The sequence below is a fragment of the Cupriavidus sp. U2 genome, from assembly GCF_009663685.2.
In the GTDB taxonomy this organism is placed as follows: Bacteria; Pseudomonadota; Gammaproteobacteria; order Burkholderiales; family Burkholderiaceae; genus Cupriavidus; species Cupriavidus necator_C.
The window spans coordinates 37,067-60,548 of the sequence record NZ_RCOG02000014.1 but is presented as its reverse complement, the minus strand read 5'-3'; the positions used below and the strand labels follow the sequence as shown (position 1 = coordinate 60,548).

Here is a 23,482-nt window from a genome sequence, read left to right as displayed (position 1 = left end):
CGGCGCTTCAGCGATGCACGCTGCCGCGCAAGGACTGGAGGAACGTGTCGCGGCTGCGGCCGGCCAGCACGTCGGTCATCACGACCTCCAGGCTCACCGGATGGACACCCAGTTCCGCCGCCATGGGCGCGCCGAGCACGTTGTCCAGGCGCATGGAATCGAGGTTGTCGCGCGACAGCACCGTGCCGCCGGGCATGTGTTCCAGCACGGCCGCCTGCATGCGCGCCAGCGCATCGGGCAGTGCGATGATCGGCCGCGGATGACCCGACGCATGGCCCGCGAACTTGACCAGTTCCTCCAGCGTGTACACCTGCGGGCCGCCCAGTTCGTAGGTCTGCCCGACGGTCGATCCATTGGCCATCGCGTTCACGAAAGCCTGCACCACATCCATCACGAACACGGGCTGGAAGCGCGCATGGGCGCACGCCAGCGGCACCACCGGCGCCATCTGTTGCAACTGGGCGAACAGGTTCAGAAAATGATCGTCGGGGCCGAACACGACCGATGGACGGAAAATGGTCCAGTCCAGTCCGCTCTCGCGCACGATGCGCTCGCCTTCGCCCTTGCTGCGCAGGTACATCGACGGCCCTTGCGGGTCGGCGCCAAGCGCGCTCATGTGGATCAGCCGGCGAACGCCGGTGCGGCTGCAGGCCTCCACCAGCTGGCGCGGCAGATCGACATGCGCGGCGGCAAACTGAGGGCCGTACGGGTCGCCGCGGTCGCCGTGCAGCACGCCCACCAGGTTGACGACGATGCCATCGACGCCCAGCGGGCCGATCGCATCGTCCAGCGAAGCCGCGTCGGCCAGGCCCAGCTCGGCCACTTCCACACGCGGCAACAGCAGCAGATGCTGCGCATGTTCGACGCTGCGCGAGCCGACCACGATGCGGTCGGGCGCGATAGGACTGTCAGGATTGGAGGCCGGATCGAGCGGCGCGCCGGAAGCGGTCGCCGCGCCGGCCAGGCGGGACACGAGGTGGCTGCCGATGAAACCGGCGCCCCCCACGACAAGGACGTTGCTGGTCTTCATGCTTCGGACTCCGTGACGATTCGTGTGACGCTGCGTGATGCACGCGTCCCGACAGTCACGGAGCCGCCGCCCCGCCGCCATGCGGGGCTTTGCAGGATCAGGGCAGGCTGGTCGTCGTGACAGAGGACGGCGCGACCACCCCAAGCCGGTCTTTCAGCGACTGGGGACGGCCACTCATCAATGCAGCATAGTACGTCGCGTTGGAAAGCACATTCTTGACATACGTTCGCGTTTCCGTGAACGGGATCGTCTCTGCAAAGATCGCGCCTTCCACGGGCCGCGACAGGCTCGAACGCCACGATTTCGGGCGTCCCGGGCCGGCGTTGTATCCGGCGGACGCCAGCGTCCATGAACTGTCGAGGTCCGTCAGTACCATGCTCATGTAATTTGTACCGAGCAGGATATTGATATTGGGGTCGCCCATCATCGACGGCGAGAAGTCGGCCATGCCGATCTTCTTCGCCACGTACTTGGCCGTGGCCGGCATCACCTGCATCAGGCCGTGCGCACCCGCCGACGAGCGCGCATTCATGATGAAGCGCGATTCCTGACGGATCAGGCCGTACGCCCAGGCCATGTCCAGGCCAACGTCGTCGGTGGCCCGCTGCATGATGTCGCGATACGGCATCGGAAAACGCTGGGCGAAATCGTGTTCGGCCTTCGTACGGTCCGACGTGTTGACCGTGCGGTCCAGCAGGTCGATCTTGCGCGCGTACTCGGCGGCGGCGATCAGTTCGCGATCGCTCATGCCGCGCAGTTCCCAGTTCCACTCGCGGTTGCCCTCGAAGCGCAGGTTCAGGTCATAGAACTTCTGCGCGCGGACAAAGCCGGGGCGCGTGCGCATGGCCATGGCCTCGGCGTCGCTGACCGTGGTGCGGGCCGGCAGCGTGATCCGGTTGCCCAGTTCCTCGCTGGCCAGCTGCCCGTAGAAATGGAACTGGCCCGCGATCGACTGGAATTGCGCCTGGGCTTCGGCGGCACGGCCGTCGGCCTTCAGCGCGCGGGCGTACCAGTATGTCCACGCCGGGTCCTTGGCGCGCAGCTCGGGGCGCATCAGTTCGATCGACTGGCGCACCTGCTTCCAGTCGCCCTGGCGCAATGCGGCGCGCACGCGCCACTCCTGCGTTTCGTCCGACAGCCACTGGTTGCCGCCCAGGTCCATCTGGCGGCGGTAGTAGCCTGCAGCTTCCGGCATCAGCTTCTTGGCCGCGTACTGGCCAACCACGCCCCAGGCGGCGCCTTGCTCGTCGCGCGACAGGCCCCCGGCGATGGTGTTCAGGTACGACGCGGCCTGCGACGGGTCGTTGCGGGCTATCTTCACCACGGTGGCCAGCGCGTCGCTGTCCACGCGTGCATCGGGCACGGCGGCCGCGATCTTCGCGGCCAGCGTCGTGTAGTTCTGTTCCAGCGCCTGACGTGCCTGGAACGCCACGTCGCTACGCTGGATCTGCTGGCTCTGCGCCAGGTAGCCCACCAGATCGACGCAGCCGTCGCCGTAGTAGCGCGGGTCCACCAGCGTGGCGCGCGCCTCGGCGGCCACGTTCTGGCCCTTGAGCGCCTTCGACAGCAGCGCGTAGCACTCCACCTGCGTGTCGTCCTTGAGCACGAACTGCGGGTACTGGATATCGAAATTGGCCCAGTCGCGCTTCTTGCCCAGCACCAGCAGCCAGTCGTTGCGCATGCGGTCTGCAATCGCCTCGCCCTGGTAACGCTGCAGGAACGCCGCCACTTCGGCGTCGGGCGCGTCGATGCGCGCCTGGCCGCCGGCATCGAACATCTGCGGCTTGATGCGGAAGTATTCGACGTACGAGGGAATCGGGTAATCGACCAGCGTGGCCGAAATGGCGGCGGCGCGGTCCACGTCGTTCTTGCGGGCCGCTTCGCGCAGCGCCACGAAGGCGTCGTCCGGGCTGGACGGAATCATCGTCGACGCGGCCGGCTGCTGCGGCGCCGGACGCGACGGCGCCGGCTTCTTCTGCGCGTATGCCGGCATGGCCAGCACCGCGCCCGCGAACGCGAGCCAGGCGAAGCGGCCGGCCCGGCGCAGATATACTCCCTTCGACATTCTTGGCTATCCCTTATGTGGTGGCGCGTGCCCATCCAAGAAGACAGGCGCGCATCCTTCATCTGTTTCTGATTGTCTGATCGCGGTCATTATTGCACGCCATGCCCCCATCCCAAGCCCCGGACAACGGGCCGGACGCCCGTCAATTCCAGGCCGTCACGGACCAGCCTGCCGCCCTTGCCAATGACCGGCGCGCCCTGCGCCGCGACCTGCTGGCGCGGCGCGCCGCGCTGCCCGATCGTGCCGCATCCGATACCGCCATCGACCATGCGCTGGGCGCCCTGCTGGAACGCCTGGGCGTACGGAAGCTGGGGTTTTACTGGCCGATCCAGCAGGAATTCGACGCCCGCGGCACGGTGGCCCGCTGGCTGGCCGGGATGCCCGGCCGCGTGGCCGCCCTGCCCGTGGTCTCGGCCCCGGGCACGCCGCTCGATTTCCATTTGTGGACCCCTGACACGACGATGCGCGCCGGACACTACGGCATTCCGGTACCCGACGGCACCGAGGCCGTGACGCCCGACGCGCTGCTCATTCCCTGTGTCGGTTTCAGCGCCAACAAGTTCCGCCTAGGTTACGGCGGCGGCTTCTACGACCGCACCCTGGCGGCCCTGGCCGGGCTTGGCGTCACGCCCATCGCCATCGGCATCGGCTTCGACGCCTGCGAGATCCCGCTTGTTGCACAAGCGCACGACCTGCCGATGGACTGGATGGTGACGGAGCGCGGGGTACGGTAGCAACCGCGCCGGGTTCCCGCCGGCAAGCCGGCTGGCCAGTCAGCCTGGCGCATTGTCCGGCGCGGGCTCCGTGGCGCGCACCAACCCCTCCACCAGCTCGCGCATCCGCCTCCAGTGCGAGCCTTCCCAGAACACCCTGCGGCAATGCGGGCAGGTGACAAAGCGGTCGTGGCGCGCGAACACGCCGTCGGGCACGCGGTCCTGTGCCTGGGCCTTGTCGATCCGTTCCAGCGGCACGTTGCAGGTCAGGCATAGCGAGAACGGGCGGGCGCTGCGTGCCAGGTCCAGCCGCGCGAAGATCTCGTGTGCCTGCGGCACCGGCTTGATCGCCCGCACATAGCAGCCGTGCGTGATCTCGCGGCGCTTGAGCAGTTCGCGGTCGCGTGTCAGCACGATGCGCTGCTCGTCGGCCGCGATACGGGCAATCTCGCTGTCTTCGAAGTGGTTGTCGTAGAGCGTGTCGAAGCCGGTCATGCGCAGCAGGTGCGCCAGGCCGCCCAGGTGCGCATCGGCGACAAAGCGGAGGTTGCGCAGCGGATGCTCGCGCACGCGCAGCAGCGGCGTAACGTCGAGCGATTCAAATTTTGGATAAACGGCGACGCGGTCGCCGTCCTCGACGAGGCGCTCGAACGGCACCGATTCGCCGTTCACGAGGATCAGTTCCACCTCGGTATGCGGCACGCCCAGCGCCTCGATCATGTGCTTGACCGTGGCGGCGCGCGCGCAGGGGCACGACAGGTCCCGGCGGCGCTGCGATGGCGCCAGAAAGTCGTTCAGTTCCTCGTAGAAACGGAAGGTGGCGGTGACCATGGCGGCGAGTATGCCACCATCGCCCACGGTTGCCGATATGCCTACTTCGCGTTTCCCAGCCGCAGCGCGGCTTCCACGGCCATGCGCGCCCAGGGCGTCATGGCGGACGGCGACTCCAGGCAGGCCGCCGGCAGGCTCATGTAGTGACGCATCGTCACCTCGCGCCGGGCCGACTGGTAGCGGAACGGCTCGCTGCCCTCGGCCGCGAAGCGGGGCAGCGTGACGTCGTCCGCCTTCAGGTAGCACTGGCCGCCGCTTGCCAGCGCGAACATCAGCCCGTCATAGAACAGGCCATGACCGCCAAACATCCGCCTGGCCGTGACCGGCCCGATGCTGGCCGCCAGCGGCGCCATCAGTTCCAGCAGATGCTCGACGAACGGGTCCGGACGGCGCGCGGCGGGCATGCGATCAGAGCTTCAGGCGCTGCCAGATGGCCTTGGTGGCGCCGGCCGTGTTCAGCGTGTAGAAGTGCAGGCCGGGCACGCCCGACGCCAGCAGGCGTTCGCACAGCGCCGTCACCACGTCCAGGCCGAACGCGCGGATCGATTCCTTGTCGTCGCCGAACGATTCGAGCCGCTTCGCCACCCAGCGCGGCACTTCGGCGCCGCACATCTCGGAAAAACGCATCAGCTGCGAGTAATTGGTGATCGGCATGATGCCGGGCACGATCGGCACTTCCACGCCCATCGCGCGGACATCGTCGACAAAGCGGAAGTAGGCGTCGGCGTTGAAGAAATACTGCGTGATGGCCGAGTTCGCGCCGGCCTTCACCTTGCGCACGAAGTTGTCCAGGTCGTGGCGCGGCGAACGGGCCTGCGGGTGGTATTCGGGATAGGCCGCCACCTCGATGTTGAACCAGTCGCCGGTTTCGGCGCGGATGAACTCCACCAGTTCGTTGGCGTAGCGGAATTCGCCGATCTCGCCCATGCCGGACGGCATGTCGCCGCGCAGCGCGACGATATGGCGGATACCGCCGTCGCGATAGGTCTTGAGGATGTCGCGGATGCTCTCGCGCGACGACCCCACGCACGACAGGTGCGGCGCCGCCTCGATGCCCTCGCGCTGGATTTCCAGCACGGCGTCGAGCGTGCCCTGCTGCGTGGTGCCGCCGGCGCCGAACGTCACCGAGATGTACTTCGGCTGCAACGGTGCCAGCTGGGCGCGGGTGTTGCGCAGTTTCTCGGCGCCCTCCGCCGTCTTGGGCGGGAAGAATTCGAAGCTGTAGTAGCGATCAGTCATGGTTGGCACGCCGCACGCGCGGCGCCCCGAAGAATTTCAGTCGCGCTTAGTCACGGTCGCCAAGCAGTACGCTGGCGAGAATCGTGGAGATCACGCTATAGAGAATCGAGCCAAGCAGCGCGGCGCCAAATCCGGCTACGACAAACCCCTGCAGCAGGTTGCCGACGAACAGGAACAGCAGCGCGTTGATGACGAAGATGAACAGCCCCAGCGTCAGCAGCGTCACCGGCAGGGTCAGGATGACCAGGATCGGCCGGATCAGCGTATTGACCAGACCCAGCACCAGCGCGGCAATCATCGCCGCGCCAAATCCGCGCAGTTCGATACCGCCGATCAGATAGCTCACCAGGAACAGCGACGCGGCGTTGATGATCCAGACGGCCAACAGTCTCATTGGGACTCCTTGTTATTGGATGACATCGGAACTGCGCGCTTCTGGCGGAGCCCGGTCGCGCAGTCAGCTCAACGCCCTCTCCCCCGGGCCCCTCTCCCGCCGGGCGGGAGAGGGGAGAACACCGTCGGGGAGAATCTCGGGCCGATCAGTAGCGGTAGTGGTCGGCCTTGTACGGGCCCTGCTTCTGCACGCCGATGTAGGCGGCCTGCTGGTCGGTCAGCTCGGTCAGCTGCGCGTTCAGCTTCTTCAGCTGCAGGCGCGCCACCTTCTCGTCCAGGTGCTTCGGCAGCGTGTAGACGCCCACCGGGTACTTGCCGCTGTCGCGCTCGGCCCACAGTTCGATCTGGGCGATCGTCTGGTTGGCGAACGAGCTGCTCATCACGTACGACGGGTGGCCCGTGGCACAGCCCAGGTTCACCAGGCGGCCCTTGGCCAGGATGATGATCTTCTTGCCGTCCGGGAACTTGACGTGGTCCACCTGCGGCTTGATCTCCTCCCATTCGTACTTCTCGACCGATGCGATGTCGATCTCGTTGTCGAAGTGGCCGATGTTGCAGACGATGGCCTGATCCTTCATCCGGGCCATGTGGTCATGCGTGATCACGTGGTAGTTGCCGGTGCAGGTCACGAAGATGTCGCCGTGCTCGGCGGCGTAGTCCATCGTCACCACGCGGTAGCCTTCCATGGCGGCCTGCAGTGCGCAGATCGGATCGATTTCGGTGACCCACACCTGGGCCGACAGCGCGCGCAGGGCCTGGGCGCTGCCCTTGCCCACGTCGCCGTAGCCGGCAACCACGGCGACCTTGCCGGCGATCATCACGTCGGTGGCGCGCTTGATGCCGTCCACCAGCGATTCGCGGCAGCCGTACAGGTTGTCGAACTTGCTCTTGGTCACCGAGTCGTTGACGTTGATGGCCGGGAACTTCAGTTCGCCGCGCTGGGCCATCTGGTACAGGCGGTGCACGCCCGTGGTGGTTTCCTCGGTCACGCCGCGGATGGCGGCCAGGTTGCGGCTGTACCAGGTGGCGTCCTTGGCCAGCTTTTCCTTGATGGCGGCGAACAGGTAGGTTTCTTCCTCGCTGGTCGGCTTGCTGATCAGCGATGCGTCCTTCTCGGCGCGGGCGCCCAGGTGCAGCAGCAGCGTGGCGTCGCCGCCATCGTCCAGGATCATGTTCGGCGTGCCGCCGTCGGCCCAGTCGAAGATGCGGTGGGTGAAGTCCCAGTATTCCTTGAGCGACTCGCCCTTGAACGCGAACACCGGCGTGCCCGATGCGGCGATGGCGGCGGCGGCGTGGTCCTGGGTCGAGAAGATGTTGCACGAGGCCCAGCGCACGTCGGCGCCAAGTGCCTTGAGCGTTTCGATCAGCACGGCGGTCTGGATCGTCATGTGCAGCGAACCGGCGATGCGGGCGCCCTTGAGCGGCTGCGCAGCGGCGAATTCGTCGCGGATGGCCATCAGGCCGGGCATTTCGGTCTCGGCGATCGCGATTTCCTTGCGGCCCCAGCCGGCCAGGCCGATGTCGGCGATCAGGTAGTCTTGCTTCAGGTCAGTCACAGCGTTCATGTTCACTCCGATGTAAGAGTGGCGCATACGCGGGACGGGAGACGGATAAGGCCCATGAAACCAGGGGCCTGGGCGCGTCACGGATACCTCACGGGAGGCCATGACGGACAGACAGGTCGACTCGCGCCCCGTGCGAACCACGGAACAGCGAGCGCCGTTGAGACATTCCGAGCCTGGCGGATGGCAGGGCATCCGTTGCAACGCTCCTCGGAGTGGCGGTATTGTAGCGTGCCTGTTCGCGCCGAGCGGGCAGAAATGCCAGATTTTTTCCCGCCTAATTGTTTCGGACTGTTCCCGTCCCGTTCCCGCCTTGCACATGCTCCCCACGCCACCCCGCACCCTGACCATCGCCGGTTCCGACTCCGGCGGCGGCGCCGGCATCCAGGCGGACCTGAAGACATTTGCCGCGCTGGGCTGCTTCGGCATGAGCGCGATCACCGCCATCACGGCCCAGAACACGCTGGGTGTGACCGGGGTACACGCCATTCCGGCCGACATGGTGGCCGCCCAGATCGATGCCGTGGCCAGCGACATCGGCGTGGATGCCGCCAAGACCGGCATGCTTGGCACGGCGGCCATCGTCGAGGCCGTGGCCGGCGCGGTGGACCGGCACGGCATCCGCAAGCTCGTGGTCGATCCGGTCATGATCTCCACGTCCGGCGCCACGCTCTCGGACGACGCCACCAGCCAGGCCATGGTGAAGCGGCTCTTTCCGCGCGCCATCCTGGTCACGCCGAACCTGCCGGAAGCCTCGTACCTGCTCGGGCGCCGCATCGCACGCCGCGCCGAGATGGAAGCCGCCGCCGCCGACCTGCTGGCGATGGGCTGCCAGGCCGTGCTGCTCAAGGGCGGGCACCTGGAGGACGATGGCCCCGACGCCACCGGCCTGGACGACCTGCTGATGCTGGCCGACGGCACCACGCGCATCTACACGCATCCGCGTATCGACACCCCCAACCTGCACGGCACCGGCTGCACGCTGGCGGCGGCCATCGCGTCGCAACTGGCGCGCGGCGACGCGCTGCCCGACGCCGTGGGCACCGCGCTGGACTACGTGGCCCGGGCCATCGCAGCTGGCGCGCCACTGCGCCTGGGTGCCGGCAACGGCCCGCTCAACCACAGCTTCGCCCCGCGCCAGCTAGGCTGACGCGGCATCGGATTGGACATGGAAACCCTGAAAGACATCGACCTGCGCGACGATCCCGCCGCGCGCTGGTACGTGAAGGACGAAACCGTGCAGGTGGCGTTTGCCGCCGAGCCCGGCGAACTGATCAGCCGCGAGGGGCCGAACCGCTACCAGCGCGGGGATGCCATCGTGACCGGCGCCACCGGCGACCGCTGGGTGGTGTCGCGCGGGCGTTTCGACGCGCGCTATGTGGCCGTGGGGCCGAACGCGCACGGCGAGGCCGGCCCGTATCGCAACAAGCCGGTGCCGGTGCTGGTCAAGGAAATGCCGGTCGCGTTCGCGCTGGAACGCTCGGCCGGCGGCGATGTGCTGACCGGCAAGCCGGGCGACTGGCTGATGCAATACGCGCCCGGCGACTATGGCATCACCGAGCGCGCAAGGTTCGTGGCGGTCTATCGCCCCACGGAAGGCCCGCCGGACGGGCCGGACGCCTAGTTCCCGCCGGCCAGCTGCACCAGCTTGAACGACGCGCGGGCCACGCAGCAGACCGTGCCCGATGCGTCGCGGGCCTCGCCCTCGCAGAAGGCGATCTTGGCGCCCCGGCGCAGGATGCGCGCCTCGAACGTCAGCGCGCCGCGCGCGGCGGCCAGGAAATGCGTGGACATGTCGATCGTGATCACGCCCACGTCCAGCGGGGCATGCGAGCGCGCCGCGCCGCTCAGCGTGAAGTCCAGCACGGCCATCAGCGTGCCGCCATGCACGTCACCACGGCTGTTCACCACGTTCGGGCTGGCCGGCAGGCGCGTACGGCATAGCCCTTCCTCCATATGCACCGGCTGCAGGCCCAGCAGGCGCATCAGCGGAATCTCGATACCGAAATAGGGCTTGTCGGGGGTGCCCGGGGCGGCGGGGATGATCTCGTTCACTGCTGTTTCCTCTCTGCGGGTCCCGTTCCGTACTGCGGAACCTCTATCCATTGGTGACTGGATGGAGAGGATATGCGGATTGTCCGGTCGCGACCAGCCGGCGTGGCCGGTCAGCGCCCAAACTGTGAGTTCTCGATACGCTAGCCCTCTCCCCGGGGGGTGTCCATTGCTGATGGTCCGCTCCCCTTGCTTGCACCGGAGGGAGCGGCTCCCCTCTCCCGCCTGCGGGAGAGGGGTTGGGGGAGAGGGCAAGGCGTGTCGCACTTGCCGAGCCGGGTTAGCACCCCATGCTCCTGCCCTCTCCCCCGCCCCTCTCCCGCGCGCGGGAGAGGGGAGAAAACCGCGGCAGCGAATCTTCGGGGAGAAAACCGTCGCGGCAGCGCAGCGGTGACGGATTTGCTTTGCTTTCAGGGCGCTTGAAGATTGCGGCCCTTGCTTGCACAGCAGGGCGCGGCTCCCCTCTCCCGCCTGCGGGAGAGGGGTTGGGGGAGAGGGCAAGCGTGTCGCACTTGCCGAGCCGGGTTAGCACCCCATGCGCCTGCCCTCTCCCCCGCCCCTCTCCCGCCATGCGGGAGAGGGGAGAAAACCGCGGCTGCGAATCTTCGGGGAGAAAACCGTCGCGGCAGCGAATCTTCGGGGGAGAAAACCGTCGCGGCAGCGCAGCGGTGACGGATTTGCTTTGCTTTCAGGGCGCTTGAAGATTGCGGCCCTTGCTTGCACCGCAGGGCGCGGCTCCCCTCTCCCGCCTGCGGGAGAGGGGTTGGGGGAGAGGGCAAGGCGTGTCGCACTTGCCGAGCCGGGTTAGCACCCCATGCGCCTGCCCTCTCCCCCGCCCCTCTCCCGCGCGCGGGAGAGGGGAGCACACCGAAGGGTTATCAAGCCCCGGCGGTTCGCTCGCTCAGAGCGGTTTGGGGGAGCGGGTAAAACCGTTCAACCAGCGACCATCAAACAAACAAGGCGTTGAGCCCCGCCACCGCCGCCGGCACATCGCTGGCTTCCGTGATCGCCCGCACTACGGCGGCGCTGCCCACGCCGACATCGAGCACTTCGCGCATATTGCCGGCGTTCACCCCGCCGATGCCCACCAGCGACGGCATCACCGGCTTCATCAGCGTCACATACGACTGGAAGCGGCCCATGCCTTGCGGCTGGGTCGGCATGACCTTGGTCGTGGTCGGGAAAATCGCGCCCAGCGCCAGGTAGCTGGGGCGGATCGCCGCCACGCGCAGCATCTCGGCGTAGCCGTGCGTCGACACGCCCAGGCGCAGGCCCGAGGCGCGGATGGCATCGAGATCCGCCTCGTCCAGGTCTTCCTGGCCCAGGTGGATGCCATAGATGCCGCTGTCACCGCCGCAGGCCGCGTGATGGTCGACCGCCACGCGCCAGTGGTCATTGATGAACAGGCGCGATGTCGAACCCCTGGCGGCGTTGGCTGCCCGCACCACTTCGGCCTTCACCTCGGCGGCGTCGGCCGACTTGAAGCGCAGCTGCACGGTTGGCACCCGCAGCGGTACGAGCTGTTCGATCCAGGCGGCGGTCGGCATGACCGCATACAGGCCCAGATCGGGCGGGCACGGCGCGAAGGCTGGCGCCGGCTGGTCGGGCGAAACCAGCGCGGCATGGCGCACACGCGGGAAGCGCGCGAAATCGCCGGGCCACGCGGTGCTGCCCGGCTCCCAGGCGCGGGCGATGCACAGCGCGTCGTGCGCGGGAAAATGCAGCGACAGCGCCGCCGCCAGCACCGCCACGAAGCCCGGCGAGTGCGCGGTGTCATCGTCGGCGTGCGAATCGAACACCCACGTACCCATCCACGAGCGCACCGTGTCGATCCAGCGGCCGCCTTCGCGCTCCGACACGATCAGCACGGCATTGGCCGCCGCCACGCGGTCGATGAGGTCGGCGGCAGCCTCGCCGTCCGCCAGCACCACGTCGTGACGGCCCAGCGTGGCCGGGGCATTGGCCAGCGGCCACACCTGCCACGGCGATTCGTCGCGGCCGAACATCGCGGCAAAGCGCTGCATCACGTCTTCGAACAGTGCGGCATCGATGGCCGCCGCAACCCCCTGGCGCGTCATGCGCGATCCTCCGCGCCTTCGGCGTGCCAGAACGGCATGCCGACCACCGGCGTGCTGGCCTGCGCCACCTCGCGCTCCGGCATCGGGCCGGCCAGGTAGGCGGTGCGGCCCGCTTCCACGGCCAGCGCAAACGCGCGCGCCATGTTCACCGGGTACGCGGCCTGCGCCACGGCGGTGTTCAGCAGCACGCCGTCGTAGCCCCACTCCAGCACCTGCGCCGCGTGCGACGGCAGACCCAGGCCGGCATCGACGATCAGCGGCGTGTCGGGCAGGCGGTCGCGCAGCGTGCGCATGGCGTGCGGATTCACGGCGCCACGGCCGGTGCCGATCGGGGCCGCCCAGGGCATCAGCGCCTGGCAGCCCACGTCGAGCAGGCGGCGGCACAGCACGAGGTCCTCGGTGCAGTACGGCAGCACTTTGAAGCCTTCCTTGATCAGCGTCTCGGCCACGGCCGGCAGGTTCAGCGTGTCGGGCTGCAGCGTGTAGTCGTCGCCGATCAGTTCGAGCTTGATCCAGTCGGTCTCGAAGACCTCGCGCGCCATCATCGCCGTGGTGATGACTTCCTGCGCGGTGAAGCAGCCGGCGGTGTTGGGCAGCACGGGCACGCCCAGCGAGCGCAGCATCTGCCAGAAGGTGTCGCCGCCCAGCGTCTGGCCGTCGCCGCTGCCAACGGCGGTCTGGCGGCGCAGGGCCACGGTGATCATGGCCGGGCGCGAGGCTTCCACCGCAGCCTGCAGCGTGGCCGGCGACGGATAGCGCGCGGTGCCCAGCAGCAGGCGCGAATCGAAGGATTCGCCGTAGAGCACGAACGGGTCGCGCAGGGTTTCAGCAGGTTCGAATGTCATGGAGGGTCCCTTTAGCCGCCCGTTACCGGTTGCACGAGGTCGATCTGGTCGCCCGCATTGAGCGATGTGGCCGCATGCGCGGCGCGCGGCACGAACTGGCCGTTCACCGCGGCGGCGAACGGCGGCGCGATGGCTGCCGCCGTCACGGCGTCGGCCAGCGTGGCGGCGTCCGGTACGTCGAGCGGTTGGCCATTGAGCAGGATTTGCATGATGGTTATCGGTTAATGCAGCGTGCCGCCGCCGGGGTTGACGACCACGCTCGGCGCGGGGCAGACCACCTCGCGCACCTGCTGGATCATGCCGGGCCAGCGCAGCGCGGACGGCACGGCATAGGCGGCCGGGTCGTCGTTGAGCAGGGCACGTACCACGTGGCAGGCCGCTTCCGTCACGGCCGGAGCGATCAGCCAGCCATGGCGATACAGTCCGTTGATGCGCACCACGCGCGCGCGCTGGTCCACGCGGATGGACGGCAGGTGGTCGGGGCGCGTCGGGCGGCGCTGCACGTTCAGTTCCAGCACCCGCGCCTCGCCAAAGGCGGGATGCAGCGAGTGCGCGGCCGACAGCAGCTCCAGCGCGGAGCGCACGCTCATCGGCGAATCGTCCTCGCTTTCGATTTCGGTGGCGCCGATCACGTACAGGTCGTTCGGCTTCGGTGCGATGTAGATCGGGTAGCGCGGATGCAGCAGGCGCACCGGCCGGTGCAGCTTCACGTCGGGCGCATGCACGCGCACCACTTCGCCGCGCAGGCCACGCAGGCCCGGGACGGGATTGCCCTGCGCGTCCAGGTCCATCCAGGCGCCCCGGGCGCCCAGGCCACGGCAATCGAGCACCACGTCGGCCTTGACGCCCAGCGATGGCAGCGATTCGGCGTCGATTTCGCCGGCTTCCCACACGCAATGCAGCCCTTCGTCGATGGCACAGTGGAGCAGGGCCCGCAGCGCGCCACGATTGTCGAGCTGGCCTTCGCCCTGCAGCAGCAGGCCCTGCGCGAAGCGGCCGGCCAGTTCGGGTTCCACATCGGCCACGCCCTTGCCGTCCAGCGCGCGCAGGCGCGCCTGCACCAGTTCCGGCGGGGCGACGGCGCGCATGCGGCTGGTGAACAGCGACACCTCGCTGCGGTCCCGCGCATGCCAGACCACCAGCGTGCCGTCCTCCTGGAAGAACACGGGCTCGGGCAGTTCCTGGATCCACGTGCGCCAAAGGTCGACGCTGGCAATGCCGAGGTCGACGATGCGCCGTTCGGCGATGGCCGATTCGGCCAGCGGCGCCAGCATGGCCGCGGCCACGTGCGCGGCCGAGCCGCTGCCGTCGGGGCCGCCACGCTCCACCAGCGCCACGCGGGCACCGGCACGCACCAGCAGCCAGGCGGAAATCCGCCCGGCCAGGCCGGCGCCGAGAATGGCGACATCGAAGGACTGTACTGCTGTCATGGGCTTGTATGCCGGCGGCATTGGCCAGGTGAGTGGCGCCGACCGGCCTCCGGTTGGGTGAATACCGCCGCGCTGCGTGGGGGCGCCGCGCGCGGAACTCTCGGTGCTACGGTACTGCCGGGCGGCGCCGCGTGGGCGGCCGCCCGTCCTGCAAGACAACGCTTACGAGTAGATCTTCGAGCCCGACTTCACGAACTCGATGGACTTCTCTTCCATTCCCTTCTGGGCAGCCGGCAGCGATGCCGCGTAGTCGCGCACTTCCTGCGTGATCTTCATCGAGCAGAACTTCGGCCCGCACATCGAGCAGAAATGGGCGATCTTGGCGCCTTCGGCCGGCAGCGTGGCGTCATGGAACGACCGTGCGCGCTCCGGATCGAGGCCCAGGTTGAACTGGTCTTCCCAGCGGAACTCGAAACGTGCCTTGGACAGCGCATTATCGCGCAGCTGCGCGCCGGGCCAGCCCTTGGCCAGGTCGGCGGCATGGGCGGCGATCTTGTACGTGATGATGCCTTCGCGCACGTCTTCCTTGTCCGGCAGGCCCAGGTGCTCCTTCGGCGTGACGTAGCACAGCATGGCCGTGCCCATCCAGCCGATGTTGGCGGCGCCAATGCCGCTGGTGATGTGGTCGTAGCCCGGCGCGATGTCGGTCACCAGCGGTCCCAGCGTGTAGAACGGGGCTTCGTAGCAGTGCTTCAGTTCCTCGTCCATGTTGGCCTGGATGCGCTGCAGCGGCACGTGGCCCGGGCCTTCGATCATCACCTGCACGTCGTGCTCCCACGCCTTGGCGGTCAGTTCGCCCAGCGTGCGCAGTTCACCGAACTGGGCGTCGTCGTTCGAATCGGCGATGCATCCCGGACGCAGGCCGTCGCCGAGGCTGAACGACACGTCGTACGCCTTCATGATTTCGCAGATCTCGTCGAAGTGCGTGTACAGGAAGTTTTCCTTGTGGTGCGCCAGGCACCACTTGGCCATGATCGAACCGCCGCGCGACACGATGCCGGTCACGCGGTCTGCGGTCAGCGGCACGTAGCGCAGCAGCACGCCGGCGTGGATCGTGAAGTAGTCCACGCCTTGCTCGGCCTGCTCGATCAGCGTGTCGCGGAACATTTCCCAGGTCAGGTCCTCGGCGATGCCGCCGGTCTTGTCCAGCGCCTGGTAGATCGGCACCGTGCCGATGGGCACCGGCGAGTTGCGCAGGATCCATTCGCGCGTTTCGTGGATGTGCTTGCCCGTGGACAGGTCCATGATGGTGTCGGCGCCCCAGCGGATCGACCACACCATCTTTTCCACTTCCTCGGCCAGCGACGACGTCACCGCCGAATTGCCCAGGTTGCCGTTGATCTTCACGCGGAAGTTGCGGCCGATGGCCATCGGCTCCAGTTCCGTGTGGTTGATGTTGGCCGGGATGATCGCGCGGCCGGCGGCCACTTCGCGGCGCACGAATTCCGGCGTCATGTCTTCCGGACGCAGCGGCAGCGCGGCGCCCAGCGCATTGCCGGGATGCTGGCGCAGCAGCGCCTTGTATTCGGGCTTGTCGTACAGCGCCTGCAGGTTCAGCGATTCGCGCAGCGCCACGTATTCCATCTCGGGCGTGATGATGCCCTTGCGCGCGTAGTGCATCTGCGACACGTTGGCACCGGCCTTGGCGCGGCGCGGGTTGGTCAGCTGGGCAAAGCGCAGGTGGGCCGTGGCAGGGTCGTTGGCGCGCGCCAGGCCATATTCCGACGACAGGCCGGACAGCACTTCGGTATCGTTGCGCTCTTCGATCCACTTGGCGCGCACGGGCGGCAGGCCGGCCTTCAGGTCGATATGCACGTCGGGATCGCTGTACGGGCCCGAGGTGTCGTAGACGGGAATTGGCGGATTTGCCATCTCGCCCTTTTCGGTGCGGGTGGCGGTCTGCAGGATCGTGCGCAGCGGCACGCGGATATCGGGGCGGCTGCCCGTCAGGTAGGTCTTGGTCGATGCCGGATAGGCAAATTTCTGGTCGAGATCGCTTTCCAGCGACTCAAACGATGCAGCGGGGGCAGTACGGGCCATGGGTGTCGTCCTCTCTCTTGCGGGGATGGACGAAACCAGGAGCCCTGTGAGCCGGCCTGCGCGGCATGGCCGGCGGCGGCGTCCCGGTGCGGCAAAGGCGGCTTTCCCGCGGGACAAGAGGCAAATCGGTTTTTGTGAAACTTCCCACGCCGGTACTAGCCGGATCGGGTTCGAAGGGACTCTCTCAGCGCGCCCGGCCCATCCGGACGGCACCCCTGTTTCATCCAACGGGGTGAATTTAAGCACAAGCCCCGGCCCCGCGCCACCCGAAATTCGGTTTCAGCTGTCTGCTTCACGGTATCGGAATCATGGTGCCTTGCAGCATTGCGAACGGGCGAGTTGCCGTACCATGACCGCAGCCCGCCGAAGTGCCGAGACGCATTGCCGCCCCAGGAGATGCCATGACCGCCACACCCGCCGCCGACGTCGATCACGCCCGCATCGCAGATACCCACAGCGTGTTCAACCAGGTGCCCGACCTTGCCCACTACAACCTGTTCGACGCCGACCCCGGCCTGCGTGCCGCGCTGGATCGGCTGGGCGGGACGTGGCATGCCGACGCGCTGTCCGGCTATGGCGCCCGGCTTGGCGACCCCGAGGTGCAGGCATGGGCGGCCGATGCCAACCGCCTGCCCCCCACGCTGCATACCCACAGCCGCACCGGCGAACGGATCGACCAGGTGCAGTTCCACCCCGCCTGGCATCATCTGCTGGCCCTGTTGCGCAGCCAGCAACTGCAGGCGCTGCCTTTCGCGCAACCGCGCGAAGGCGCCTGGGTGGCACGCACGGCCGGTTATTTCCTGCAGGCCCAGGTGGAATCGGGCTCGCTCTGCCCCACCACGATGACATTTGCCAGCATCCCGGTACTCGGCAAGGAACCGGCGCTCTATCGGGATCTGCGGGCCCGGCTGTTCTCGACCGGGCACGATCCGCGCGACCTGCCGTGGCGCGACAAGACCGCCGTGATGATCGGCATGGGCATGACCGAAAAACAGGGCGGCTCGGACGTCCGCGCCAATACCACCGTAGCCATGCCGGTACGCGGCGAAGGCCGTGGCGCCGAGTACGCGCTGACCGGCCACAAGTGGTTTTTCTCTGCGCCGATGTGCGATGCCCACCTGGTGGTGGCGCGCATGGGCGCGGCCGACGGTCCGCTGTCGTGCTTCTTCGTACCGCGCTTCCGGGACGACGGCAGCAAGAATCCGATCCTGATCCAGCGGCTCAAGGACAAGCTCGGGAACAAGTCCAATGCCAGCAGCGAGGTGGAATTCCGGGGCGCCACGGGCATCCTGATCGGCCCCGAAGGCCGCGGCATCCCCACCATCATCGAGATGGCCACCAACACCCGGCTCGACTGCGTGATCGGCAGCGCCGCGCTGCTGCGTGCGGCGCTGGTGCAGGCGCTGCATCACGCGCGCCACCGTATGGCGTTTGGCCGTCTGCTGGCCGACCAGCCGCTGATGCGCAACGTGCTGGCCGATCTGGCGCTGGAATCCGAGGCGGCCACGCAGATCATGATGGCGCTGGCCCACGCGTTCGAGCATGCCGGGCAGGACCCGCTGGCTGCCGCCTGGAAGCGCGTGATGACGCCGGCCGCGAAGTTCTGGATCTGCAAACGTGCGCTGGAAGCCACCGGCGAGGCGATGGAGGTCTGGGGCGGCAACGGTTATGTCGAGGAAGGCCCGATGGCCCGGCTGTACCGCGAGGCGCCCGTCAATTCGATCTGGGAAGGTTCGGGCAACATCATGTGCCTGGACGTACTGCGGGCGCTGCAGCGCAATCCCGACGATGGTGTCCGCATCCTGCACGACCTGGCGCGCCTGTCGAACGGCCACGCTCTTGTGCGTGCGGAGCTTGCATCACTTCAGGCGATGCTCCACGGTCCTGCCGACGCGCTCGAAGCCAGCGCCCGCCGGTTTGCGCAGGGCCTGGTGCTGACCGCGCAGGCCGCGCTGATGATCGCCCACGCGCATCGGGAATCGGCCGAACACTTCGCGGCCAGCCGCCTGGGCCGTCAGCATGGCCGCGTGTTCGGAACGCTGGATGCCGATATCGCCACTTTGGCCCGTATCGCCAATCGCGCCTGGCCTGCCTGACACTTATAGTGTGCGGACATCGCACATTGCATGCTGCACGGCAGTATCCCCACCTTCAGGGGATATGGCACCTGCCGTAAACGTTGTGGCGACGGGCCCCGGCCCGGCTGCGAAACCTTCCAAGTCGTCGTCACAACGGACGGTCCACGCCAAGTAACGTGGCCGCCAAGCCACCCCCATGAATATCAGCAAACGTCTGCTTCTTACGCTGTCCCTTGCATTGCTCGCGCTACTCTTCGTTGGCCTGGGCGGTATCTGGCAGCTGTCCAGGGCCGAAGACCGGTTCGAGTACTTCAACGACAACACGCTGGCGAGCGTGCGCGATCTCAACAATGTCAGCGGCGCGCTGGCCAATATCCGCGTCTCGCTTTACCGGCATGCCATGACCGCCGATGCCGCCGCCAAGACCGAAGCCAAGGGCATGCTCGACAGGTCCAACAAGCGTTTCGACGATCTGCTGGCCAAGTACGAGCGCGAAGACATCTCGGACGAGACTGACCGCAAGATGCTGGAAGCCGATCGCGCGGCCATCAAGGCCTATCGCGAGACCCTGGGCGCGTTCCTGGAGAAATCCCGCGGCAATGATTTCGATGCCACGCGGGAAATGATCACGTCGGGTCCGGTGCACCTTGCATCGACCGCCGTGCGCAAGGCCCTGGACGAGCATCTGGACTACAACACCAGGCTCGGCGAAGAGGCAGTGGCCTTCAACAAGGCCCAGTACCACACGTCGGTGCGCGTGTTCCTGATCGTCATCGTGGTCGCCGTGGCACTGACCGCGTTCCTCGCCTTCGGCCTGTACCGGCGCATCCGCACCAGCCTCGATGAAATTCAGGGCACTCTCGCGCACGTCAGCAACACGCTCGACCTCGACCACCGCGCCCCGGTGGACCGCCTCGACGAGATCGGCCTGACGGCGCAGTCGTTCAACGCGCTGATCGAGCGGGTGGCGGGCACGCTGCGCGAAGTGCGCCGTTCCACCGATTCGGTGAGCGTGGCTGCCGCGCAGATCGCCGCCGGCAACGTCGACCTGTCGTCGCGCACCGAAGAGCAGGCCGCGTCGCTGGAGGAAACGGCGTCGAGCATGGAACAGCTCACCGCCACCGTGCGCCAGAACGCCGAAAACGCCCGCCAGGCATCGTCGCTGGCGTCAAGCGCCGCGCTGGTGGCCGACCAAGGCAACCAGTCGGTACAGCAGATGGTGGGCACCATGGGCGCCATCAGCAGCAGCTCCGAGCGTATCGCCGAGATCACCAACCTGATCGAGGGCATCGCCTTCCAGACGAACATCCTGGCGTTGAACGCCGCCGTGGAAGCGGCGCGTGCCGGCGAACAGGGCCGCGGCTTTGCCGTGGTGGCCGGCGAGGTGCGCAGCCTGGCGCAGCGTTCGTCGAGCGCCGCCAAGGAAATCAAGGAACTGATCGAGGCATCGGTCGATACGGTACGGACGGGTTCCGGCCAGGCCGAGGAAGTCGGCAAGACCATGACCGACATCCGCCAGGCCGTGAAGCGCGTGTCCGACATCATCGCCGAGATCTCGGCCGCGTCGCAGGAACAGAGCGCCGGCATCGAGCAGGTGGGCCACGCCGTGGGCCAGATGGACCAGGTCACGCAGCAGAACGCCGCGCTGGTGGAAGAAGCCGCCGCCGCCGCGCAATCGCTGGACGAGCAAGCCGGCCGCCTGCGCGACATGGTGGGCCAGTTCCAGATGCGCGGGTAAGGCCGGTATCTGTGTTGTGCCTTTCTCCGCTCCCCCACTGGTGGGAGAGCGGAGAACATGCCTCTCAGTCCGCTACGGCCGCCTCGCGGAACCGCAGCGTCACATGGGGCGCGAAGCGGATGAGGTCGTGGGCTCGCTCGCCGATCATGATGGCCGGCGCGTTGGTATTGCCGCCCACCAGCGTCGGCATGATCGACGCATCGACCACGCGCAGCCCCTCCACGCCTCGCACCCGCAATTGCGGGTCCACCACGGCCAGGGCGTCCATGCCCATGCGGCAGGTGCCCACCGGGTGATAGATCGTGTCCGCGTGCCGGCGGATCAGCGCGCGCACCGCCTCGTCGTCGCTGCCATCGAGCCGCAAGGCGTCCGAATACAGTTCGCGGCCGCCGAAAACCGCCAGCGGCGCCTGCATGAAGATGCGCCGCACGATGCGCAGGCCTTCCAGCATCGTCGCCATGTCTTGCGGATCCGTCAGGTAGCGGGGGTCGATGCGCGGCGCCTGCCGCATGTCGGCCGATGCCAGCCTGACCTCGCCCCGGCTACGCGGACGCAGCACGCAGACATGGCAGGAATAGCCATGACCCAGGTTGACGCGCCGCATGTGGTTGTCGGCCATGCCGACCACGAAGTGCAGTTGCAGGTCGGGCTCGGCCAGGTCCGGACGGCTGCGCACGAACGCGCCGGCTTCGGCAAAGTTCGATGTCATCATGCCGGTCCGGTCGCGCCGATAGCGCAGGAATTCGGCCACCAGGCGCCTGGCCCCGCCCAGCGATATGCCGAACAGGTCGGACGCCGGCACGCGCTTGTGCAGGATGATGTCCAGATGATCCTGAAGGTTGCCGCCGACGCCGGGCAGATCATGCACCACGTCGATACCGTGCTCGCGCAGATGGCCGGCCGGCCCCACGCCTGACGCCATCAGCAGCTGCGGCGACCCGAACGCCCCGGCCGACACGATCACCTCGCGGCGCGCGCGCAGCACGATTTCCTGGCCGTCGCGCCACGCCAGCACGCCCACGGCGCGCCGTTTTTCGAACAGGATACGCAGCACCTGCGTGCCGGTCATCACATGCAGATGGCTGCGCCCGCCGTTGCAGTTGCGGTCGCGGACATTGCCGCCGTGCAGGTAGGCGCGCGCAGCGTTCCACCGTTCGCCGTTGTGCTGCGTGACCTGATACCAGCCCACGCCCTCCTGCTCCTCGCCGTTGAAATCGTCGTTGCGCACGATGCCCGCATGCTGCGCGGCATCGATGAAATGCTGGCCGAACGGATTGGGCGAGCGCAGGTCGCTGACATGCAGGGGGCCGGTGCCGCCGTGCAGCGGATCGTCGTCATGGCCGGCCACGCGCTCATTGCACTCGGCGCGGCGGAAGTACGGCAGCACATCGTCCCATGACCAGCCGTCGCAGCCCGCCGCGGCCCATCCGTCGTAGTCGGCGGGCCGGCCACGCATATAGATCATGGCGTTGATCGACGACGACCCGCCCAGGCCGCGCCCGCGTGGCTGATAGCCACACCGCCCGTCCAGACCAGGCTGGGGCGCGGTCAGGTAGCCGTAGTTGCGCGCGCCGGCGCGCGGCAGCATGGCCGCGCAGCCGGCAGGTGTGCGTACCAGCACATGATGGTCGTGGGCGCCGGTTTCCAGCAGCGCGATGGTGTCATTGCCGCTGTCGGCCAGCCGTCCAGCCAGCGCACAGCCTGCCGAGCCCGCACCCACGACGAGATAGTCAAAGGTCGTTTCCATCTGTCTCCCCGCGTGTCCGGCGCCGGTCCAGTCTCCCCGCGGACGCCCGCCGCGAAAATCCAGTGTAGGCGTTGCCGCCGGCGTGGTGAAGCGGGGCTGCCCCGGAATCCAGGCGGCCAGCGCGCGGTGCCGCACGCCCCGCGTTTGGGAGCCGTCCTCCATTGATATAACCGACGCTCTGCCTTATGGTGCGCGATGGCCTACGGAAAACAGATCGCGCCCCAAGGAGACCGCCGATGAGAGAAGTGCCCGCCATGTCCACGGTGTTCAACGCCATGCATGCCGCGTCGCGCCACGACCAATCCCCGGCGTGGCCGGTCCGGGCCCACCGGCTGCGGCGCCTCAAGGCGCTGGTGCGCGACAACCACGACGCCATCGCGGCCGCGATCAGCGCCGATTTCACCAACCGGCCGCGCCAGGAAACCGCGCTGCTGGAAGTATTCCCGAGCATTTCGGGCATCGATGACGCACTGCGGCATGGCAAGCGGTGGATGCGCGTGCGCCGGGTAAAGACCGGGCTCTGGTTCAAGCCGGGCAAGTCGCGCCTGATGCCGCAGCCGCTGGGCGTGGTCGGCATCGTGGTGCCCTGGAACTATCCGCTGTACCTGGCCATCGGGCCGCTGACCGGCGCGCTGGCGGCCGGCAACCGCGCGATGGTTAAGCTGTCCGAATTCACGCCACGGTTTTCCGACCTGTTCGCGCGGCTGGTACAGGCCACGTTCGCGCCGGACGAGGTGGCGGTCATCAACGGCGACGCCGAGGTAGCCGCCGCCTTCAGCGCAATGCCGTTTGACCACCTGCTGTTCACCGGCTCCACCAGTGTCGGCCATCACGTGATGAAGGCCGCCGCCGCGAACCTGACGCCAGTGACGCTGGAACTGGGCGGCAAGTCGCCGGCCATCATCGGCCCCGGCGCCGATTTCGAGCGCGCCGTGGAGCGCATCCTGGTGGGCAAGCTGCTCAATGCGGGGCAGACCTGCATTGCGCCGGACTATGTGCTGGTGCCGGCCGATCAGCGCGACCGGCTGGTCGACACCGCACGGCGCGTGGTGAGCCGGCTCTATCCCGACATCGCCCGCAACCCGGACTACACGAGCATCATCAGCCCGCGCCATTTCGACCGGCTGGTATCGCTGATCGACGCCGCGCAGTCGGCCGGCGCCCGCGTGGTGCCGCTGACCGATGCCGGCCCCAACGCCGCCGTCCGGCAGCTGCCGCCCGTGCTGCTGACCGACGTTCCGGACGACGTGCGCGCGATGCAGGAAGAGATTTTCGGGCCGGTGCTGCCCGTGGTGACCTACCGCAACCTCGACGACGCGATCGGCTTCGTCAATGCGCGCCCCCGGCCGCTGGCGCTCTACGTGTTCGACAAGGGCGGCGACGTGGTGGATCGGGTGATGCGCCAGACCGTGGCCGGCGGCGTGACCGTCAACGACACACTGTTCCATATCGCCCAGGACGATTTGCCCTTCGGCGGCGTGGGGCCCAGCGGGATGGGCGACTATCACGGCGCGGCCGGCTTCGAGACGTTCTCCAAGCTCAAGCCCGTGTTCTATCAGGCCGGCCTGAACGGGGCCGGGCTGCTCAAGCCGCCCTATGGCAAGCGGTTCGCGTCGATGCTGAAGATGCTGATGCGCTAGC

20 protein-coding genes and 2 riboswitches are annotated in these 23,482 nt (G+C 67.7%); of the genes, 6 read left to right on the top strand and 14 right to left on the bottom strand.

Features of this window, described 5'->3' with window-relative positions; all coding sequences use genetic code 11:
• Positions 1-7: 7 nt before the first annotated feature.
• Complete coding sequence (locus tag D9X30_RS13755) at positions 8-1,030, bottom strand: complex I NDUFA9 subunit family protein (RefSeq protein WP_153949876.1); 1,023 nt, start codon at positions 1,028-1,030, stop codon at positions 8-10.
• 97 nt (positions 1,031-1,127) lie between these two features.
• Positions 1,128-3,095, bottom strand: a complete 1,968-nt coding sequence (locus D9X30_RS13750) for a lytic transglycosylase domain-containing protein (RefSeq protein ID WP_153949877.1) — start codon at positions 3,093-3,095, stop codon at positions 1,128-1,130.
• A gap of 101 nt (positions 3,096-3,196) precedes the next feature.
• Here D9X30_RS13750 and D9X30_RS13745 point away from each other — a divergent pair, with 101 nt between their 5' ends.
• Positions 3,197-3,829, top strand: coding sequence for a 5-formyltetrahydrofolate cyclo-ligase (locus D9X30_RS13745; RefSeq protein WP_153949878.1), 633 nt, complete (start codon positions 3,197-3,199; stop codon positions 3,827-3,829).
• 39 nt (positions 3,830-3,868) lie between these two features.
• On the opposite strand, the gene D9X30_RS13740 is transcribed toward D9X30_RS13745, so the two are convergent.
• The 5 genes from D9X30_RS13740 to ahcY form a co-directional block, all read right to left on the bottom strand.
• On the bottom strand, positions 3,869-4,639 hold the full coding sequence (locus D9X30_RS13740; RefSeq protein ID WP_153949879.1) for a Mut7-C RNAse domain-containing protein: 771 nt from the start codon (positions 4,637-4,639) through the stop codon (positions 3,869-3,871).
• Positions 4,640-4,680: 41 nt separating this feature from the next.
• Positions 4,681-5,043, bottom strand: a complete 363-nt coding sequence (locus D9X30_RS13735) for a TfoX/Sxy family protein (RefSeq protein ID WP_153949880.1) — start codon at positions 5,041-5,043, stop codon at positions 4,681-4,683.
• Between the two features lie 4 nt (positions 5,044-5,047).
• A complete protein-coding gene (gene metF, locus D9X30_RS13730) occupies positions 5,048-5,878 on the bottom strand; it encodes a methylenetetrahydrofolate reductase [NAD(P)H] (RefSeq protein WP_153949881.1) in 831 nt (276 codons plus the stop codon).
• Positions 5,879-5,924: 46 nt separating this feature from the next.
• Positions 5,925-6,272, bottom strand: a complete 348-nt coding sequence (locus tag D9X30_RS13725) for a phage holin family protein (RefSeq protein WP_153949882.1) — start codon at positions 6,270-6,272, stop codon at positions 5,925-5,927.
• Positions 6,273-6,417: 145 nt separating this feature from the next.
• On the bottom strand, positions 6,418-7,836 hold the full coding sequence (ahcY, locus tag D9X30_RS13720; RefSeq protein ID WP_153949883.1) for an adenosylhomocysteinase: 1,419 nt from the start codon (positions 7,834-7,836) through the stop codon (positions 6,418-6,420).
• Positions 7,837-7,978: 142 nt separating this feature from the next.
• Positions 7,979-8,051: riboswitch (S-adenosyl-L-homocysteine riboswitch) on the bottom strand.
• A gap of 101 nt (positions 8,052-8,152) precedes the next feature.
• Here ahcY and thiD point away from each other — a divergent pair.
• Both thiD and D9X30_RS13710 read left to right on the top strand, forming a co-directional pair.
• The gene (thiD, locus tag D9X30_RS13715) at positions 8,153-8,983 is read left to right on the top strand and encodes a bifunctional hydroxymethylpyrimidine kinase/phosphomethylpyrimidine kinase (RefSeq protein WP_153949884.1); all 831 of its coding nucleotides are present in this window, start codon (positions 8,153-8,155) and stop codon (positions 8,981-8,983) included.
• A gap of 18 nt (positions 8,984-9,001) precedes the next feature.
• Positions 9,002-9,457, top strand: a complete 456-nt coding sequence (locus D9X30_RS13710) for a PGDYG domain-containing protein (RefSeq protein ID WP_153949885.1) — start codon at positions 9,002-9,004, stop codon at positions 9,455-9,457.
• Here the strand turns inward: D9X30_RS13710 and D9X30_RS13705 are convergent.
• The 6 genes from D9X30_RS13705 to thiC all read right to left on the bottom strand — a co-directional run bounded on the left by D9X30_RS13705 (position 9,454) and on the right by thiC (position 16,278).
• Positions 9,454-9,939: a PaaI family thioesterase gene (locus D9X30_RS13705; protein ID WP_153949886.1), complete on the bottom strand. Its 486-nt coding sequence runs from the start codon at positions 9,937-9,939 to the stop codon at positions 9,454-9,456. The genes D9X30_RS13710 and D9X30_RS13705 overlap by 4 nt on opposite strands.
• 893 nt (positions 9,940-10,832) lie before the next feature.
• Positions 10,833-11,963, bottom strand: a complete 1,131-nt coding sequence (locus D9X30_RS13700; protein WP_153949887.1) for a thiamine phosphate synthase — start codon at positions 11,961-11,963, stop codon at positions 10,833-10,835.
• Positions 11,960-12,808, bottom strand: a complete 849-nt coding sequence (locus D9X30_RS13695; RefSeq protein WP_153949888.1) for a thiazole synthase — start codon at positions 12,806-12,808, stop codon at positions 11,960-11,962. Before D9X30_RS13695 ends, D9X30_RS13700 begins: the two co-directional genes overlap by 4 nt.
• Positions 12,809-12,819: 11 nt before the next feature.
• Positions 12,820-13,017, bottom strand: a complete 198-nt coding sequence (gene thiS, locus D9X30_RS13690) for a sulfur carrier protein ThiS (RefSeq protein ID WP_092602951.1) — start codon at positions 13,015-13,017, stop codon at positions 12,820-12,822.
• Between the two features lie 12 nt (positions 13,018-13,029).
• A complete protein-coding gene (locus D9X30_RS13685; protein WP_194946597.1) occupies positions 13,030-14,238 on the bottom strand; it encodes an FAD-dependent oxidoreductase in 1,209 nt (402 codons plus the stop codon).
• A gap of 162 nt (positions 14,239-14,400) precedes the next feature.
• Positions 14,401-16,278: a phosphomethylpyrimidine synthase ThiC gene (gene thiC / locus D9X30_RS13680; protein ID WP_153949890.1), complete on the bottom strand. Its 1,878-nt coding sequence runs from the start codon at positions 16,276-16,278 to the stop codon at positions 14,401-14,403.
• A 124-nt stretch (positions 16,279-16,402) separates the two neighbouring features.
• Positions 16,403-16,505: riboswitch (TPP riboswitch) on the bottom strand.
• A 174-nt stretch (positions 16,506-16,679) separates the two neighbouring features.
• Here thiC and D9X30_RS13675 point away from each other — a divergent pair.
• Both D9X30_RS13675 and D9X30_RS13670 read left to right on the top strand, forming a co-directional pair.
• Complete coding sequence (locus D9X30_RS13675; RefSeq protein ID WP_153949891.1) at positions 16,680-18,374, top strand: acyl-CoA dehydrogenase family protein; 1,695 nt, start codon at positions 16,680-16,682, stop codon at positions 18,372-18,374.
• A gap of 178 nt (positions 18,375-18,552) precedes the next feature.
• Positions 18,553-20,094, top strand: coding sequence for a methyl-accepting chemotaxis protein (locus tag D9X30_RS13670; protein ID WP_153949892.1), 1,542 nt, complete (start codon positions 18,553-18,555; stop codon positions 20,092-20,094).
• A 64-nt stretch (positions 20,095-20,158) separates the two neighbouring features.
• Here D9X30_RS13670 and D9X30_RS13665 read toward each other — a convergent pair whose 3' ends face one another.
• On the bottom strand, positions 20,159-21,841 hold the full coding sequence (locus tag D9X30_RS13665) for a GMC family oxidoreductase (protein WP_153949893.1): 1,683 nt from the start codon (positions 21,839-21,841) through the stop codon (positions 20,159-20,161).
• 236 nt (positions 21,842-22,077) lie between these two features.
• Here D9X30_RS13665 and D9X30_RS13660 point away from each other — a divergent pair, with 236 nt between their 5' ends.
• The gene (locus D9X30_RS13660; RefSeq protein ID WP_153949894.1) at positions 22,078-23,481 is read left to right on the top strand and encodes a coniferyl aldehyde dehydrogenase; all 1,404 of its coding nucleotides are present in this window, start codon (positions 22,078-22,080) and stop codon (positions 23,479-23,481) included.
• The last annotated feature ends 1 nt before the right edge of the window (position 23,482 follow it).

Coding starts and splice junctions, on each gene's coding strand:
- D9X30_RS13755 (WP_153949876.1), bottom strand. CDS start 1,030: ATGAAGACCAGCAACGTCCTTGTCGTGGGGGGCGCCGGTTTCATCGGC.
- D9X30_RS13750 (WP_153949877.1), bottom strand. CDS start 3,095: ATGTCGAAGGGAGTATATCTGCGCCGGGCCGGCCGCTTCGCCTGGCTC.
- D9X30_RS13745 (WP_153949878.1), top strand. CDS start 3,197: ATGCCCCCATCCCAAGCCCCGGACAACGGGCCGGACGCCCGTCAATTC.
- D9X30_RS13740 (WP_153949879.1), bottom strand. CDS start 4,639: ATGGTCACCGCCACCTTCCGTTTCTACGAGGAACTGAACGACTTTCTG.
- D9X30_RS13735 (WP_153949880.1), bottom strand. CDS start 5,043: ATGCCCGCCGCGCGCCGTCCGGACCCGTTCGTCGAGCATCTGCTGGAA.
- metF (WP_153949881.1), bottom strand. CDS start 5,878: ATGACTGATCGCTACTACAGCTTCGAATTCTTCCCGCCCAAGACGGCG.
- D9X30_RS13725 (WP_153949882.1), bottom strand. CDS start 6,272: ATGAGACTGTTGGCCGTCTGGATCATCAACGCCGCGTCGCTGTTCCTG.
- ahcY (WP_153949883.1), bottom strand. CDS start 7,836: ATGAACGCTGTGACTGACCTGAAGCAAGACTACCTGATCGCCGACATC.
- thiD (WP_153949884.1), top strand. CDS start 8,153: ATGCTCCCCACGCCACCCCGCACCCTGACCATCGCCGGTTCCGACTCC.
- D9X30_RS13710 (WP_153949885.1), top strand. CDS start 9,002: ATGGAAACCCTGAAAGACATCGACCTGCGCGACGATCCCGCCGCGCGC.
- D9X30_RS13705 (WP_153949886.1), bottom strand. CDS start 9,939: ATGGATAGAGGTTCCGCAGTACGGAACGGGACCCGCAGAGAGGAAACA.
- D9X30_RS13700 (WP_153949887.1), bottom strand. CDS start 11,963: ATGACGCGCCAGGGGGTTGCGGCGGCCATCGATGCCGCACTGTTCGAA.
- D9X30_RS13695 (WP_153949888.1), bottom strand. CDS start 12,808: ATGACATTCGAACCTGCTGAAACCCTGCGCGACCCGTTCGTGCTCTAC.
- thiS (WP_092602951.1), bottom strand. CDS start 13,017: ATGCAAATCCTGCTCAATGGCCAACCGCTCGACGTACCGGACGCCGCC.
- D9X30_RS13685 (WP_194946597.1), bottom strand. CDS start 14,238: ATGACAGCAGTACAGTCCTTCGATGTCGCCATTCTCGGCGCCGGCCTG.
- thiC (WP_153949890.1), bottom strand. CDS start 16,278: ATGGCCCGTACTGCCCCCGCTGCATCGTTTGAGTCGCTGGAAAGCGAT.
- D9X30_RS13675 (WP_153949891.1), top strand. CDS start 16,680: ATGACCGCCACACCCGCCGCCGACGTCGATCACGCCCGCATCGCAGAT.
- D9X30_RS13670 (WP_153949892.1), top strand. CDS start 18,553: ATGAATATCAGCAAACGTCTGCTTCTTACGCTGTCCCTTGCATTGCTC.
- D9X30_RS13665 (WP_153949893.1), bottom strand. CDS start 21,841: ATGGAAACGACCTTTGACTATCTCGTCGTGGGTGCGGGCTCGGCAGGC.
- D9X30_RS13660 (WP_153949894.1), top strand. CDS start 22,078: ATGAGAGAAGTGCCCGCCATGTCCACGGTGTTCAACGCCATGCATGCC.